Origin of the sequence: Corynebacterium tuberculostearicum SK141, assembly GCF_000175635.1 — a bacterium.
Taxonomy (GTDB): domain Bacteria; phylum Actinomycetota; class Actinomycetes; order Mycobacteriales; family Mycobacteriaceae; genus Corynebacterium; species Corynebacterium tuberculostearicum_C.
Genome location: NZ_ACVP01000025.1, coordinates 16,773 through 33,034 on the forward strand (window position 1 = coordinate 16,773; position 16,262 = coordinate 33,034).

The 16,262-nt window shown below is 59.8% G+C and carries 16 protein-coding genes; 12 read left to right on the forward strand and 4 right to left on the reverse strand.

All coding sequences use genetic code 11. The annotated features are described in order from the left end of the window. Positions 1–56: 56 nt before the first annotated feature. The 10 genes from glmU to CORTU0001_RS08640 all read left to right on the forward strand — a co-directional run bounded on the left by glmU (position 57) and on the right by CORTU0001_RS08640 (position 9,984). Positions 57–1,502, forward strand: coding sequence for a bifunctional UDP-N-acetylglucosamine diphosphorylase/glucosamine-1-phosphate N-acetyltransferase GlmU (gene glmU, locus CORTU0001_RS08595; RefSeq protein WP_005329020.1), 1,446 nt, complete (start codon positions 57–59; stop codon positions 1,500–1,502). Between the two features lie 15 nt (positions 1,503–1,517). Further along, complete coding sequence (locus CORTU0001_RS08600; protein WP_005323655.1) at positions 1,518–2,492, forward strand: ribose-phosphate diphosphokinase; 975 nt, start codon at positions 1,518–1,520, stop codon at positions 2,490–2,492. A 242-nt stretch (positions 2,493–2,734) separates the two neighbouring features. After that, positions 2,735–3,388, forward strand: a complete 654-nt coding sequence (locus CORTU0001_RS08605) for a 50S ribosomal protein L25/general stress protein Ctc (RefSeq protein WP_005329025.1) — start codon at positions 2,735–2,737, stop codon at positions 3,386–3,388. 92 nt (positions 3,389–3,480) lie between these two features. Continuing rightward, positions 3,481–4,011: an aminoacyl-tRNA hydrolase gene (gene pth / locus CORTU0001_RS08610; protein ID WP_034668581.1), complete on the forward strand. Its 531-nt coding sequence runs from the start codon at positions 3,481–3,483 to the stop codon at positions 4,009–4,011. Between the two features lie 5 nt (positions 4,012–4,016). Further along, the gene (locus CORTU0001_RS08615; protein WP_005329030.1) at positions 4,017–4,877 is read left to right on the forward strand and encodes a fumarylacetoacetate hydrolase family protein; all 861 of its coding nucleotides are present in this window, start codon (positions 4,017–4,019) and stop codon (positions 4,875–4,877) included. A 76-nt stretch (positions 4,878–4,953) separates the two neighbouring features. Then, entirely contained in the window at positions 4,954–5,841 is an 888-nt protein-coding gene (gene ppk2, locus CORTU0001_RS08620) for a polyphosphate kinase 2 (protein ID WP_005329034.1), read from the forward strand. Between the two features lie 29 nt (positions 5,842–5,870). Then, entirely contained in the window at positions 5,871–7,031 is a 1,161-nt protein-coding gene (locus CORTU0001_RS08625; protein WP_005329035.1) for a sensor histidine kinase, read from the forward strand. 10 nt (positions 7,032–7,041) lie between these two features. After that, positions 7,042–7,701 (forward strand): response regulator transcription factor, encoded by a 660-nt coding sequence (locus tag CORTU0001_RS08630; protein ID WP_005329041.1) that lies wholly within the window; start codon positions 7,042–7,044, stop codon positions 7,699–7,701. Positions 7,702–7,787: 86 nt separating this feature from the next. Beyond that, entirely contained in the window at positions 7,788–8,501 is a 714-nt protein-coding gene (locus CORTU0001_RS08635) for an ATP-binding cassette domain-containing protein (protein ID WP_005329043.1), read from the forward strand. Positions 8,502–8,577: 76 nt separating this feature from the next. Continuing rightward, positions 8,578–9,984 carry an ABC-2 family transporter permease gene (locus tag CORTU0001_RS08640; protein WP_244262109.1) on the forward strand — a complete coding sequence of 469 codons (1,407 nt, stop codon included), beginning with the start codon at positions 8,578–8,580 and terminating at the stop codon, positions 9,982–9,984. Positions 9,985–10,118: 134 nt separating this feature from the next. On the opposite strand, the gene CORTU0001_RS08645 is transcribed toward CORTU0001_RS08640, so the two are convergent. Next, a complete protein-coding gene (locus CORTU0001_RS08645; protein WP_005329046.1) occupies positions 10,119–11,573 on the reverse strand; it encodes a glyceraldehyde-3-phosphate dehydrogenase in 1,455 nt (484 codons plus the stop codon). Positions 11,574–11,637: 64 nt separating this feature from the next. Then, entirely contained in the window at positions 11,638–12,621 is a 984-nt protein-coding gene (locus CORTU0001_RS08650; RefSeq protein ID WP_005329048.1) for a nitronate monooxygenase, read from the reverse strand. A 36-nt stretch (positions 12,622–12,657) separates the two neighbouring features. Between CORTU0001_RS08650 and pth (CORTU0001_RS08655) the strand changes: the two genes are divergently transcribed. Next, entirely contained in the window at positions 12,658–13,305 is a 648-nt protein-coding gene (pth, locus tag CORTU0001_RS08655) for an aminoacyl-tRNA hydrolase (protein ID WP_005329051.1), read from the forward strand. Here the strand turns inward: pth (CORTU0001_RS08655) and CORTU0001_RS08660 are convergent. Further along, the gene (locus tag CORTU0001_RS08660) at positions 13,302–13,994 is read right to left on the reverse strand and encodes a potassium channel family protein (RefSeq protein WP_005329053.1); all 693 of its coding nucleotides are present in this window, start codon (positions 13,992–13,994) and stop codon (positions 13,302–13,304) included. The two genes, pth (CORTU0001_RS08655) and CORTU0001_RS08660, sit on opposite strands and share 4 nt — an antisense overlap. Beyond that, on the reverse strand, positions 13,987–15,339 hold the full coding sequence (locus tag CORTU0001_RS08665; RefSeq protein ID WP_005329054.1) for a TrkH family potassium uptake protein: 1,353 nt from the start codon (positions 15,337–15,339) through the stop codon (positions 13,987–13,989). Before CORTU0001_RS08665 ends, CORTU0001_RS08660 begins: the two co-directional genes overlap by 8 nt. A gap of 80 nt (positions 15,340–15,419) precedes the next feature. On the opposite strand from CORTU0001_RS08665, the gene CORTU0001_RS08670 reads away from it, so the two are divergent. Continuing rightward, a complete protein-coding gene (locus CORTU0001_RS08670; protein ID WP_005329055.1) occupies positions 15,420–16,256 on the forward strand; it encodes an SDR family NAD(P)-dependent oxidoreductase in 837 nt (278 codons plus the stop codon). Positions 16,257–16,262: the final 6 nt, after the last annotated feature.

Sequence of the window (16,262 nt, forward strand, 5' to 3'; positions counted from 1 at the left end):
GCTATAGGATGTAGTCCGGATAAGAATCAGACTCGACCCCAGGAGTTCAATAACCCGTGGTAGCAACAACCTCGTGTGCTGTCGTCGTCCTTGCGGCTGGCGCCGGCACCCGCATGAAGTCCACTAAGCAGAAGACCTTGCATGAGATTGGCGGTCGCACCTTGCTCGGCCACGCTCTGCATGCTGCGGCCGGGATCAACCCGGAGCGCATCGTGACGGTGGTGGGCCACCAGCGCGATCAGGTCTCCCCCGCCGTGGATGCCATCGCCCAGGAGCTGGACTGCGAGGTACTGCAGGCGGTGCAGGAAGAGCAGCTGGGCACCGGTCATGCCGTGGCCTGCGGCTTGGAGCCGATTCCGGACTTCGAGGGAACCGTCATTGTCACCAACGGCGACGTCCCGCTGCTGACCCCAGAGACCATCGAGGGCCTGCGCGCCACCCACACCGAGCAGGGTAACGCGGTCACTGTGCTCTCGATGCGCCTCGATGACCCGACCGGTTACGGCCGCATCATTCGCGCTGAGGACGGCAGCGTGTCTGCCATCGTTGAGCAAAAGGATGCCACCGAAGAGCAGCGCCAGGTCGATGAGGTCAACTCCGGCGTCTTTGCCTTTGATGGGCGCGTGCTTGCCGACGCCCTCCAGAAGCTCGACTCCAATAACGCCCAAGGCGAGCTGTATATCACTGATGTGCTCGAGATTGCCCGCACCGCAGGACACGGCGTCGGCGCGCACGTAGCAGCGGATCCGGCCGAACTCGCGGGCGTCAATGACCGCGTGCAGCTCGCCGCTGCCGGCCGTGAGCTCAACCGCCGCATGGTAGAAAAGGCGATGCGCGGCGGCGCCACCATCGTGGATCCGGAGACCACCTGGATTGGTGTCAACGTCACCGTGGGCTCCGATGTCATTATTCACCCGGGCACCCAGCTGTGGGGCGCTACCAGCATCGCCGATAACGCCGAGATTGGCCCCGACACCACCTTGACCAACATGCAGGTGGGCGAGGGCGCTTCCGTCGTGCGCACCCATGGCAGCGATTCCGTCATTGGTACCAACGCTAAGGTCGGCCCGTTTACCTATATCCGCCCGAAGACCGTGGTGGGCGAGGACGGAAAGCTCGGCGGCTTCGTAGAGGCAAAGAACGCCCAGATTGGCCGCGGCTCCAAGGTTCCGCACCTGACCTATATCGGCGATGCCACCGTGGGCGAGCAGTCCAATATCGGCGCCTCCTCCGTCTTCGTCAACTACGACGGCGTAAACAAGCACCACACCACCATCGGCAGCCACGTGCGCACCGGTTCTGACACAATGTTTATCGCTCCGGTCAATGTCGGTGATGGCGCATACTCCGGTGCGGGTACAGTAATTAAAGACGATGTTCCTGCGGGAGCACTCGCAGTCTCCGGTGGCAAACAGCGCAACATCGAGGGCTGGGTTCAAAAGAAGCGTCCGGGTACTCCCGCGGCTGAGGCCGCAGCCCGTGCGCAGGACAACGAAAAGTAAGGGGCACATTCTCCCATGACTGGCAAGGTAACTGGTAGCAGCAAGAACATGAAGCTCTTCTCTGGGCGTGCACACCCAGAGTTGGCAGAGGCTGTGGCTAAGGAGCTCAAGACCGATCTGGTTCCTACCACCGCCCGCGACTTCGCTAACGGCGAAATCTTCATCCGCTTTGAGGAGTCCGTGCGTGGCGCCGACTGCTTCGTAATGCAGTCTCATACCCAGCCACTCAATAAGTGGCTGGTAGAGCAGCTCATCATGATCGATGCTTTGAAGCGCGGCTCCGCTAAGCGCATCACCGCCATCCTTCCCTTCTACCCATATGCACGCCAGGATAAGAAGCACCTGGGCCGCGAGCCTATTTCCGCCCGCCTGGTGGCAGACCTCTTGCAGGCTGCCGGCGCAGACCGCATCGTGTCCGTGGACCTGCACACCGATCAGATCCAGGGCTTCTTCGATGGCCCGGTCGATCACATGCACGCTCAGCCCATCCTGACCGATTACATCAAGTCCAAGTACGCCACCGATAACATCACCGTGGTCTCCCCGGATGCTGGCCGCGTGAAGGTGGCAGAAAAGTGGGCCCACGACTTGGGCGACGCCCCGCTGGCCTTCGTGCACAAGACCCGCTCCAACACCGAGGCCAATAAGACGGTGTCCAACCGCGTGGTCGGCGATGTAGAGGGCAAGGACTGCGTGCTTCTCGACGACATGATTGACACCGGTGGCACCATCGCCGGCGCCGTGCGCGTTCTGAAGGACGCCGGTGCGAAGAAGGTCATCATCGCCTGCACCCACGGCGTCTTCTCCGACCCAGCTCGCGAGCGTCTCTCCGAGTGCGGCGCGGAGGAAGTTATCACCACCGATACCCTGCCGCAGTCCACCGAAGGCTGGTCCAACCTCACGGTGCTGTCCATTGCACCGCTTTTGGCACAGACCATCCACGAGATCTTTGAGAATGGTTCCGTGACCACCCTTTTCGACCGCGCCTAAGCGCAGGGCCGCCGAGATTTCCCTCGGCGGCTTTTGATTTGCCCCTGACGCACGTGCTAATCTAACTCAGTCTCGGCGAGGGCGACCTCAGGATGAGGAAGCCGTTATCGACGCGATTGAAGTTAGAGCATGTTGCTTTTTATATACGCCTGCGATGACTCGTCCAAGACGTCCATCGGCAGGCTTTCGTCGTTTTTATCGCGTTGGCCGCGCCGCACTACTTTAACTAAGGAGAATGAAGCATGGCACAGCGCCCAGTAATTAAGGCTGAAGCACGTACCGAATTTGGCAAGGGTGTCGCACGCCGCCTGCGCCGCGAGTGGAAGGTTCCAGGCGTCATCTACGGTTCCCACCAGGAGCCGGTCCACTTCGCAGTTCCGCTGCTGGACATCCAGTCCCTCGTCCGCAACAACGGCGTCAACGCCGTTCTGGAGCTGGAGATCGACGGCGAGCAGTACCTGACCATGGTTAAGCACGTTGACCAGAACGTCCTGACCTTCGACATCGACCACGTTGACCTGCTGGCCATTAAGCGCGGCGAGAAGGTTGAGGTTGAGGTTCCGGTTACCCTGACCGGCGAGCCAGCTGCAGGCACCATGCACATCCAGGATGCTGACGTACTGCTGGTTGAGGCAGACGTACTGAACATTCCGGAGGAGATCGAGGTTTCCATCGAGGGCCTCGAGGACGGCGCAGTTATCACCGCGGGCGACGTCACCATGCCGGAAGACACCACCCTGGTGGCAGAGGAAGACACCGTTATCGTCTCCATCTCCCTGCCTGAGGTTGATGAAGAGCTCGAGGAAGCAGCCGAGGCTGCTGAGGAAGGCGGCGCTGACGCCGGCGCCGAGTCCGCAGAGGATTCCGAGGAGTCCGCTGACTCTGACGAGGAGTAATCCCCTCCCCTTCACACGCATAGGCCGCCGTGAGATTCGCTTCTCGCGGCGGCCTTGCCGTTTTTCTCTCTGCCTATGAGACAATTGAGCGCGTGACTCCACTTCTCGTAGTAGGCCTTGGCAACCCCGGCCCCAAGTACGCAGGCACTCGACACAATATCGGCTTCGATGTGGCAGATGAACTCGCAGGAGAGCTCATGAGCGGTTTTTCTGTACACAAAAAGACCAACACCGAAGTCGCCGAGGGCATGGCCGGCGGCCGCAAGATTATCTGCGCAAAGCCACGGTCCTTTATGAACCTCTCCGGCGGGCCGATCAAGGCTTTGGCCCAATACTTTCATCTCTCCGCCGCCGACATCATTGTTGTCCACGATGAGCTAGAACTCGATTTCGGCACCATTAAGCTCCGCCAAGGCGGCGGCGACCATGGCCACAATGGGTTGCGTTCAACCACAAAGTCCCTGGGCACCAAAGACTATCAGCGCCTTTCGGTAGGAATCGGGCGCCCACCGGGGCGCATGGACCCTGCTTCGTTTGTGCTCAAGCCTTGGGCAAAGCAAGAAAAGGCAGAAATCCCCATCCTTTGCGCCGACGCGGTCGAGGAAATCTTGCGCGTAGGATAGTCGCCATGAAATTGGCTACCCTACGCACTGGCTTTGGAACTTCCGCTATCCGCATCGACGGCGATAACGTGGGAGTTGAGTTGGATTATGAGGACGTGGGCCAGCTGCTGCGCAGCGAAGATTGGCGCAAGGCCGCCCAGCTTTCCGGCGAGCCCGTGGTCTTTGACCACGCTGATTTGGAAGCCGTCGTACCAACTCCCGGCAAGGTCATCTGCGTGGGGCTCAATTACGCCAAGCATATTCGCGAGATGGGACGCGAATTCCCCGAACATCCCACCTTGTTCATCAAGTTCGCCGACGCCCTCACCGGCCCCTATGATGATGTCTTCATTCCCGAATATGGCACACAGAAGCTGGATTATGAAGGTGAGTTGGCGGTCATCATCGGCGAGCGTGCCCACCGTGTCAGCCGCGACGAGGCGCTAAATTATGTGGCGGGCTACGCCATCATGAATGACTACACGCTGCGTGACTTCCAACGCCAGACTAGCCAGTTCCATGCCGGTAAATCCTTTTATCGCACCGCCGGCTTCGGCCCTTGGCTTACCACCGCGGATGAGTGGTCACCGGGGTCCGGAGCTGTGCTCACCACTACCGTAGACGGTGAAGAGAGGCAGCACGATAATACCGATGACCTCATCTTTTCCGTAGCTGAGCTCATTGAGTTCTGCTCGCAGCTCTATCCACTCAATCCGGGCGACGTCATCGTTACCGGCACGCCAGAAGGCGTGGGTTTTGCCCGCACCCCGCAGCAATTTATCGAGGATGGCCAAAACGTCACCATCGCCATCGAAGGCTTGGGGCATATTTCTAATACCACCCGCTATGGAGAGCCCGGCTGCGGCCCCGGCTGTACTTGTTCCTAAGCTGTGCCCAGGTTCTCACTCCAAAGTGGGCGGTCCCGTTTTCATCCCAGCCGCTTGCGCCGGTTAAGCTGGATTAATGAGCACAAAAAGCAGTAAAGCCCCTAAGAAACTCAACAAGAAGGCCTACGAGAAGGAGCTCGAGCGCCTCCAAGCAGAGCTCGTGGACATGCAGCAGTGGGTCGTTGAAACCGGCGCCCGCGTAGTCATCATCATGGAGGGCCGCGACGCCGCCGGCAAAGGCTCCGCGATTAAGCGCATCACCCAGTACCTCAATCCGCGTACCTGCCGCATCGAGGCGCTGCCCGCACCGAACTCGCGCGAACAGGGCCAGTGGTACTTCCAGCGCTACGTGGAAAAGCTGCCCACCAAGGGCGAAATCGTCATCTTTGACCGCTCCTGGTACAACCGTGCCGGTGTCGAGCGCGTCATGGGCTTTTGCACCGACCAGGAGTATGTCCGTTTCCTCCACCAAGCACCCACCTTTGAGCAGATGTTGGTCGAAGACGGCATCATGCTGCGCAAGTACTGGTTCTCCGTCTCCGATGAGGAGCAGATCAAGCGCTTTGAATCCCGCCGCAACGACCCGCTGCGCCGTTGGAAGCTCTCCCCTATGGATCTACAGTCCATTACCCGCTGGGAGGACTACTCCCGTGCCAAGGATGCGATGTTCATCCATACCGATACCCCAACGGCGCCGTGGTACACCGTGGAATCAGAAGACAAGAAGCGCTCGCGCATTAACGTCATTTCGCACCTTTTGAGCACCATTCCATACGAGAAGCTCGAGCGCGAGATGCCGGAGATTCCGCCGCGCCCAGATTCCGATGGCGAAACCTATGAACGCCCTGCCCGCGAAGAGTTCCGGTACGTGCCGGACGTCGCTGCCAAGCTAGAGCGCAAGTCCGAGCAGAAGACAGCGAAGAAGACCTCCAAGAAGGGCAAGAAGAAGGATAAGAAGAAGTAGCAGCAAGGGCTGTATTACTATCTTCTTTTATGAGCACTGACACCGCCGCGCGAGCGCGCTTAGGGGATAAAATCCTCACCGCGGTGGCGGTGCTCATTGCGCTGTTTTATGTGATTTCTGCCGCGAAGAATCCCAGCATAATTGAGATTATTCAGGCAGGTCTATCGTTGCTATTCCTGCCATTTATGTGGATCTGGCGGAGCCGTCCCGTGCTCAGCGCCACGGGCTTCATTGTGCTGCTCGCGGCATGGGCCATGGCTTGGATGAGCCAGCTGCCCACCAATCTAGGGCTTACCCCTTGGGCCCTGACTGCACCCATGGCGGTGTATGCGACCTCCCGCTACGTGGGGCGCCGCATTATTCCCCGCACGGTGCTGGCGCTGACGATTCTGGGCTCCTTCATCTCGCCCGTCATGTGGCGCATTGATCCGGAGTCTTTCCTGCTGCACTACCAGCTAGACCGCCGCTTCCTGGCCATGCTGGTGGTGCACTGGGCAGTTTTGGGCAGCACCTACTTCATCGCCGCACGCTACTTCGACCTGGCGCGCCAGCAGGAGCGGCTGGCCCAGGAGCGTTTCCACCAAGCCCAAGAAGAAGAACGCCTGCTCATTGCTAGGGAATTGCACGATGTACTCGCTCATTCCCTAACTTTGATCAAGGTTCAGGCGAATGCCGGGATCATCGCCGGGCGTGTAAATAGTGAGGCTGCCCAGGAAGCTCTGGCCGCTATTCGTGATGGCGCGGATTCTGCATTGGAAGAGGTTCGCGGCATCGTCACGGCACTGCGAAGCACCGGTCCTTCCGCGCTCAAGCCGACAGAGCAGCTTGAGCACATCGAGGGCATTATCGATGGGTTCCGCGCGGCGGGCTTAAAGACTGCAGCGGACTTACCGGCGACCTACGAAGCGCCTGCACTTACGCAATTGGCCTTGGTACGTATCATTTCTGAAGGCCTGACCAATGCTATGCGCCACCAAGGCCCCGGCACGCAGGTAGAGGTAGAGCTCGCGCTTGCCGACGCCGCCCGGATCACCCTAACCTCTACCAATCCCTCCCCGTCTCCCAGCGAAGTTACTGGCAGCGGAGTTGGCCTCATCGGCGTCGAAGAGCGCGCCCACGCGCTGGGTGGAAGACTAGAGTGCTCGGGTGATGCAACAAAGTTCATCCTGCGCGCCGAACTACCCTTGTAGAAGGAAAGCCGTGCCTAAGATTCGTGTCCTACTCGCCGATGACCAAGCGATGCTAGTTGCCGCATTGTCTACCATCCTTAACGCTCAGGATGATATTGAGGTCGTGGCCACCGCCAATACCGGCTCCGAAGCCGTCACCGCAGCGTTGAGCCACCGCACTGACGTAGCCATCCTGGATATCCGAATGCCCGGCATGGACGGCATCGCTGCGGCCCAAGCAATCCTTTCCCGCGTCCCCGAATGCCGAATCATCATGCTCACCACGTTTAATGAAGAAGAATTGGTGGCTCAATCTATCGCCGCTGGCGCGCATGGGTTCCTCCTCAAAGATGCGGATCCGGAGGTGTTAGCGGGGGCAGTCCGGGACGTCGCCAAGGGCGAATCGGTGCTGGCCTCTCAGGTCACCGGACCAGTTTTGGAGGCCTATCGCACCGCCCTTACCCGCGGCCAGTTGAGCGCGCAGGAGCGCCAAGGGCTTAGCCTGGTAACCCGGCGCGAGATGGAAGTTCTTTCGCTCATCGCACGCGGTGCTACAAATTCCGAGATCGCCGCCGAGATGGTCATTGCGGAAACGACGGTAAAGACGCACGTCTCTTCGCTCATGTCTAAGCTTGCGGCGCGCGACCGCGTGGCGCTGGTGCTGTTCGCCCAGCGCGCCGGAATTGCCTAGTCTCCTACTGCAGTAGGAGACATTCACTGCGAAGTCCGTCTTGTAGGCGGAAGATTCTCGCGCCCCGGCACGCGAGACTTCACAGTATGAACTATGACATCTCTTTTGAGCACGTCTCGAAGTCTTTTGGCCCCCACACAGTCTTGCGGGACGTAGATTTTCGCATCACCCCTGGTCGCGTCCATGCTCTTTTAGGGCGAAACGGTGCCGGCAAATCTACGCTCTTTTCCATCTTTCTAGGCCTGCTGACCGCCGATTCCGGGACTATTCGCGTGGCTGGTGCGCCCTGGTCACGCGAGGTTCTCGACCACGTGGGGGCTTCCGTTAACGGTCCAGCTTTTTATGGGCACCTTTCTGCAGCAGCCAACCTTCGCGTCCATACGCGATTGCTTGGTCTACCAGAATCCGAGATAGAGCGAGTGCTTGCCATCGTCGGTCTCAATGGAGCTGGGTCGAAGAAGGCTAAGTCATTTTCTACTGGCATGAAGGCACGCCTCGCCCTAGCCCAAGCACTGCTTGGCGATCCCGAAATCCTCGTTCTCGATGAACCACAAAATGGCCTTGATCCGCAGGGCATCGTAGAGCTTCGTGAGCTCCTGCAGAAGCTGGCTGGCGCCGGTCATACCGTCATCGTCAGCTCCCATCAGCTCGGTGAGGTTGTCCACTTAGCCCAAGACATCACCATCCTTGCCGAGGGCACCATTCGCTATTCTGGTTCTCTTAAGAATTTGGCTCCCAGTGGCCAGCTAGAAGCCGAGTTTTTCCGCTTGACCTCCCCGGATGGTGAAGCTCATGTTTAAGCGTTACCTTTCTGCCGAGGTCCTTCGCAGCCGCGGGAGCGCACTGCAATGGCTCCCTCTACTGGCCGTACCATTAGTGGTATTGACAGCGTTGTTTTCCGCGCTGGCTTCTCCCGCGCAGGACGCCACCGGCGTTTTGGGATGGCAGTCCATGTTCATCACGGGCATGTATGCACCTCTCATCGCGCTCTTTGCCGCCATTCCCGAGCGCCGAGAAGTCCGTACTCGCGGCGGCGGTACGCTGTGGCGCCGGATCAATGCCCACTATGAACAGGCCTCGCGCTATCTTGCCGTCCTTTCTAGCTTGGCGATCTTTCATGTCCTCAATTTCGGTCTTTCTTGGGCAATAGTGGCTCTTCAGGGCCGTGCCAACCATCAACTATTAGTGGTGGCTGGGCTCTATTCCTTCCTAGGGGCTATCGGGATCGCCGGACTCGCTGTAGGGTGTTCGCGCCGCTGCGGCCTCGTCGCCGCGTTGGCTGGAGGCATTGTCTGGCAAGAAATTGGAACTCTACCGAGCACTGTCGAGGGCAATGCGTGGTGGGCATTCCCGCCTGCATGGCCGATGAGATTAATGCTTCCTGCCCTGCGGATCCATCAAAACTCTGTTCCTCTCGATCCAGGTGATCCGCTACTGCAAGAAGGTCCACTGCCTGCCGCACTGCTGTGCCTGGTTCTAGCGGCTGTAGGTACGTGCGCGGCAATCTTTACTCCTCGCCGCATACGCCCTCTTAGGTTGCGTCTGCGCCAGGGCGGTACCGCTGAAGATGCGGCCGCAATCACCACTGGTGGGGTGTGGACCCCAACTGCTACACCGAGAGCTGCCGCTCGCTCCAAGCTACCTGGCGCGCTGATCGGGCTGCACCGTGCGGCATCGAGCCCCTTGCTCATTGGGTGTCTAGTACTGAGCATCGTGGCTTTAGCCGTCATTGCCCTCACCTACCCTGCCGATTATGTCCACGGCTTCTTCGTCTTTGCGCTACTGCCTGTGGGCGCGGGAGTCCTCCCTTGCATAGTGTGGCCACTGCTAGAGGCGGCGTGGCCGCTGAGCTACAGCGAATCACGACATAGCCCAAACGCCCTTCTCATCTGGATCTTTGGGGCAATAGTATTCGTGTGCACGGCTGCTTCGCTCGCTTCAATCTGCGCCGGTACTTCTGCTCCTGCTGTATTGGGACGACTGCCGCTGGCCGTAGGTGTAGGTTTCAGTATTGCGGTGATTTCCCTGTGCATCGTGGTGCGCTTCGGGATTATTAGTGCACTCGCCCTCACCATCATGGGCACCATTGTTTCCGTAACTCTCGGCGGTGATGTCCTCGCCAAGACTTACCTGTGGCTAGTTGCCTTTTCGGCGTGGCCAATAAATGCCGATACTCCTGCACGCTACGCTGTCGCAGCGTTCTTAACACTGCTCATCGCCGCCGTTGGTTCGTGGATGGCGAAACGACTGCTGCAGACAAAGGCACTGCAGCCAACGGATTAACCACATCAAGCGGCCACGTTTCAACTCCATTGGCGTGCTTCCAGGCCGATAGCGTGGCTGCTTTCGGGGTGGGGTGATTGGAGCAGGGAAAACGGCAAAAGCCCGCGGAAACCGCGGGCCAGAGCTTTATGAGCTTAAAGCTCAGACGGAGATACGCGCTTCGGCAGAACAACCGGGCGGGTGTGCGCCAGCTCTTCTACGATGCGTACTACCTGGTTGGAGTAGCCATACTCGTTGTCGTACCACACGTAGAGCACCAGGTGCTTGCCGGAGGCGATGGTAGCAACGCCGTCGACGATGCCGGCGTGGGTATTGCCGATGAAGTCAGAGGAAACGACCTCTGGAGAGGCAATGTAGGAAATCTGCTGGCGCAGGTCGGAGTGCAGGGAAACGTTGCGGAGGAAGTCGTTGACCTCATCGCGCTCTACTTCCTTGGACAGCTCGAGGTTGAGCACGGCCATGGACACGTCCGGGGTAGGAACGCGGATGGCATTGCCGGTGAGCTTGCCCTCAAATTCCGGTAGAGCCTTGGCCACAGCCTTGGCTGCGCCGGTAGCGGTAAGCACCATGTTCAGGCCTGCGGCGCGGCCGCGGCGATCGCCCTTGTGGTAGTTATCGATGAGGTTCTGGTCATTGGTGAACGAGTGCGCGGTCTCCACGTGACCGTGGGTTACACCGTAGCGGTCATTGATGACCTTAAGAACCGGGGTAATGCCGTTGGTGGTGCAGGATGCAGCGGAGAGGATCTGATCCTCATCGCTGATGTTGTCGTTATTGATGCCGTAGACGATGTTCTTGATATCGCCCTTGCCCGGTGCGGTCAGCAGCACGCGGGAGATGCCCTTGGCCTTGAGGTGCTGAGACAGGCCCTCGCGGTCGCGCCATGCGCCGGTGTTGTCCACCAAGATGGCGTTGTTGATGCCATAAGAGGTGTAGTCGATCTCGGCGGGATCGTTGGCGTAGATCATCTGGATCTTGGTGCCGTTAGCCCAGATGACCTCGTTTTCCTCATCTACAGAGATGGTGCCGTTGAAAGCACCGTGAACGGAATCGCGGCGCAGCAAGGAAGCGCGCTTGAGGATGTCACCGTCGCCCTTCTTGCGCAGGACGATGCCGCGCAGGCGAACGCCACCATAAGCTGCCTCGCGGGCGACGAGGAGGCGAGCAAGAAGGCGGCCGATGCGGCCGAAGCCGTAGAGGACGACGTCAGTGGTCTCTAGGTCAACGCCAGCACCGACGATCTGGCACAGCTCGCCTTCCAAGTACATGCGGAGGTTTTCCTCGTTGGATTCCTCCCACCCGAGGACCAAGCGGCCGAGGTCGACGCTTGCCGCGCCCAGGTTCATGTCTGCCAATTCCACCAGGATAGGCAGGGTCTCCGCCGTGGACAGGTGGCGCTGCGCGATGCGGCGGCCGTAGCGGTGAGACTTGATGATGTCGATATCGGTCTGCCCCACCAGTGGGCGGCCGAAGATGGTGGTGACAACGTTATTGTTGCGGTGCAGCTGGTGGATGAGCGGAATCATCTGCTGCGCCAGCTCGAGGCGCTCGTTCCAATCATCATGGCCAACATGTGCGTTCGCAGTCACGTAATTCATTCCTTTTCTGTCACGGGGGTGGCATTAAATCTTCAAACATAAATATTAGCGCCTACTACTGTGGGTTTTGGCATAGTTCGTTCAGGATGTTGGCCACAGTACCCCCGTTAATTTTTGCCACGTCGGTACCTACGAGGCAGTAGGCTACGGCATCATCGTGCTGCGCACGGCGTTTCTTAAGCACAGGGTTCAAGAGCGGATAAACCGGGGGAAGGTTGGGGTGACTGCGGGTGTACTGAGTTTCTAGTCCACGGGCGAAGCGGCCTGAGAAAGCACGGGTAGACACGGTCTGCCCACCACGACGCAGTAGCTGCCGGTTGTAGTCACTCGTTCCCGCCTCTTCGGTGAGCAAAAATGCAGAACCGCAGGAACATGCGGCGACGCCGTCCCAGGACATAGCAGTGGCTATATCGTCTGCGGTGCGCAGGCCGCCAGCGGCGATTAGAGGAAGATCTGGGGCTGCTGTATGCACCTCGGCCACTAGTTCTTCCAGATCCCGGGAATCGGGAGTCGCGGCTAAATCCCAGGTTCCGCGATGGCCGCCGGCGGCCGGGCCTTGGACGCAGAGCACGTCGACGCCCCGACGTGCGGCCGCGGTTGCCTCAGCAGAAGTGGTGACGGTGGTCCAGGCCTCTGCGCCCGCGGCGTGGATTCGCTCTATCTGTTCGGGTGTGAAGGGGCCAAACATAGACCACACCACGCGGGCACCGCCGCGCAACGCTAGGTCCAGCTTCTCTTCGAAGCCAAAGGAGTAATCGGGATCAGGCAGTGGCTGGTTTTCTGCTTGCGCCAGCTCGCGTGCGGCGGCACGTTGCACCCCGGAAAGCGGCTGTTGTGGGCAAAAGAGGTTTACTCCAAACGGAATACCGGCACACTGGTCAATCTGTGTGCGGGCAGCGTCTAGGCTGGCAGAGCCCAAGCCTAGAGTGCCAAAGGAACCGGCGGCATGGGCGGCGCGCACCAGTTCCGGGGTGGTGGGACCGCCGGCCATGGGCGCGGGGATTACGCTACGGGAAAGGGAACTTATAACCTGACTCATAGCGCCCCACCCTACTGAGAGAGGAAGTCTAGTGCAGTGGCACCTTTAGGAGATTTTTTCGCGCGGTTCTTTGGCTCGAAGAATAAACCCACACCAGGCCTCAATCCGGACGAGCTAGAGGCGGAGTGGCTTATTGTGGGCCTGGGCAATCCCGGCGCGAAGTATGCCGCTACCCGCCACAATGTGGGCTATATGGCCGTCGATGATCTGTTAGCCGCAGGCGGTGACGTGCTTGAGCCGGTCCGTGGGATGGATGTGCAAGTCGCGCCGCTTAGCTGGGCGGGACAGAAAGTACTTGCCGTGCGTTCGGGCACGTTTATGAATCTTTCTGGCGATCCAGTAGCGCCGCTGGCACAGGAGCTAGGCATCGCCCCAGATCACGTCATTGTTCTCCACGATGAGCTGGACCTTCCGGCCAATAAGATCCGGATCAAGCAGGGCGGAAATGAAAACGGGCACAACGGCCTCAAGTCGCTCACCGAGCGCTTGGGAGCCCGCGACTATCTGCGCGTGCGCATTGGTATTGCCCGGCCGCCCAAGGGTTCGTCCATTCCGGATTACGTATTGGGCCCCGTGGATGCGGGCGCAGGCTTTGATGACGCCATCGCCACCGCGGCCGAGGCCGCCCGCCTCATCGTGGCAGACGGGCTAGGCAAGGCCCAGAACCAGATCCACTCGCGCTAGCACTGGGAAAATTTTTCTAGCGCCTTGGGGCTGCCGGCGGCGACGATGAAATCGGTGGGGGTGAGCTCGGTGGCGTCGGCAAGCGGGGCCCACTCCCCTTCCGCGCGGCGCACGGAAACCAATTGCACGCGGTGCGTGCGCCAGATGGCAGACAGGTCGAGCGGCCGGCCCACCAATGAGCTAGGCACGGCCATCTGGGTCACGCCATAATCGGTGGCAATCTCCGCAAAATCACGGAACCGCCCGCCCAAAAGGTAAGCCACGCGGCGGCCGGTATCGCGCTCCGGCCGGATGACATGGTGGGTACCAATCTGGCTGAGAATACGCGCGTGTGCCTCCGAGTCCGCCTTGGCCCAGATGTCTTTGACCCCCAACTCCACCAGATTGGACGCGGTGAGGATGGAATCTTCCAAATGGGAGCCGATGGCGACGATGACGCGCTCAACCTCCTCCACGCCCAGCTGGCGCAAAGCCTCTGGGTCGGTGGTATCGGCCGCAATGGTCTCGGTGAGGTAGGGCGCTTCTTCGCGCACGCGCTTTTCGCTGGAGTCGATGCCGAGGACCTCAACACCATTGGCCATCAGCTCATGCGCAAGCGAAGAGCCAAATCGGCCTAATCCAATAACGACGACGGGTGGAATATCGATGCCGGCGCGGGAGCGTCCCAGCGCCTTGAGAATATTAGCCAAGGAACGGCCTTTCTTCGGGATAGCTATAGCGCCGGCTGACGGATTTTGCCGCCAGCGCTGCTACCAAGGTAGTTGGGCCAACGCGGCCCAGGTACATGATGAGGCACAGCACTATCTGCGAGGGCGCAGACAGGCTTGCGGTAATTCCGGTGGACAAGCCCACCGTAGCGAAAGCGGAGAGCACTTCAAAGGACACCTGATCACCGCTAAACTCCGGATCAAAAAAGCGCAGGACCGCCACGCCCAACGTGACCACCAGAACCCCGGCAAAGCTCAGCGCCAACGCCTGGCGGGTCACCGAGCGCGGAAGGCTGCGGTGGCCGATGGTGGTGGTTTCCCGGCCCGTAAATTCCGCGGCCATGGCAGCCAAAAGCACGCAGGCGGTGGTGACCTTGATGCCGCCGGCCGTACCGGCAGAGCCACCACCGATGAACATCAAAATATCGGTACCCATCAGCGTAATGGGGTGTGCCTGCCCATAATCAATGGCGTTAAAGCCCGCCGTGCGCGGGGACGCGCTGGCAAAGAAAGAGTTGAGCAGCTTATCCCCCAGCGACATGGAGGATAAAAGCCCGGTCCACTCCATACACGCGAAAAAGACGCCGCCGGCGAGCAAGAGCACCATTGTGGCCGTTAGGGTCATGCGGGCAGTAATGGAAATGCGGTGGACCACATGGCGATCGCGGCGTACCAACCGCGCCAACTCCGCCCACACCGGAAAACCTAAACCGCCACCAATCAATGCGGCGGCCAAGGGCAGCAAAATCCAGGCATCAGAAACAAAGGGCACCAGGTTATCGCTATTGGTGCTAAAGCCGGCATTGTTAAACGCAGATACCGCATGGAAAATGCCCTCCCACACCGCGCGCGGAAAGGAGTGCCCATAGCCAATCATCAAGCGTGCGGCCACAATGACAGCGATGATGGTCTCAGCCACCGCGGTAAATGCGAAGGTAAAAATCAGCGTCTTGCGGATTCCGCCGGGGGCAATGGGGCGCCCCTCATAGGCACCAGTTTTGCGCGCCTTGAAGCTAATCCGGCCGGTAAAAAGCAGGCCCGATAGCGAAGCGAGCGACATGATGCCCAGGCCGCCCAGTTGGATCAGCGCCAAAATGATGACCTGGCCGGCCGGGCTCCAAAAGCTGCCGGTATCCACCACGATAAGCCCGGTGAGCGAGACCGCAGACGTAGCGGTAAACAGGGCAGACAGGAAGGAAGCGCGGGCGGTGCCGGCTTCGGCGAACGGCAGCATGAGCAAAACCGTTCCCACCAGAATCAGCACGAGGAAGCCAGCCGCGGTCAATCGCGCCGGGCCCCACTGCCGTATGGAAAGCAAGTGTTTCACCAGCGGAAGTATAGACCTGCTTTCGGCCCAGGGAAACTGCTAGCCGGCGCTGCCCTCGGTGGGCGGTTAGGATTGGTGCTATGACTTCGCCAAATAGCACTGCCAAGACCATTGTGATTACCGGCGCATCGGGCGGATTGGGCGCCGCGGCAGCTCGTCAGTTGCACCGCACCCGGCCACAAGACAACCTGGTTATCATCGGCCGCAATCCGGAAAAGACCCGCGCGGTGGCCGAGGAAGTCGAAGGCCAGTACTTCCTGGCGGACTTCGAATCATTGGGCCAGGTACGCCGCTTGGCACAGAACTTGGAGGGCCTAGAGCACATCCACGCCTTGGGCAATAATGCCGGCGGCATTTTTGACGGCCCATCCACCACCGCCGATGGATTTGAGCGCACCTGGCAGGTCAACGTGGTCGCGCCTTTCCTGTTGACCTCGCTGCTACGGGACAAGCTGCGCGCGGATAAGGCGAACGTGGTTCAAACGGCTTCCCTAGCCAATTTCCTCATGTCTCAATTCGACCTCAGCGACCCTAATACGCTGGAGCACTTCAGCCCTGAGCGCGCCTACGGCAACGCCAAGCTGGGCGATATCCTGCTCACCCGTTATTTTGATGCCCACGGGCTTTCCGCGGTGTCCTTCCACCCTGGCGTGCTTGCCACTGACTTTTCCAAGTCCTCTACCGGCATGATGTCCAAGCTGTATTCCGGGCTGATTGGCAAGACCTTTGGCAAGCCTGCCGACGGCGGCGAAAACCTCGCCTACTTTTTGACGGGCACCGAGGGAATCCACTTTGAATCCGGCGAATACTACAACGACAAGCGCAAACCTGGTCTCCAGCGCCCCATTGCGAAGAAGCTGTCGGTGGCTCGTCGCGTCTTTGATGATTTGGGGCGCCGCCTCAATGTGGAGTGGTAGCGCGAA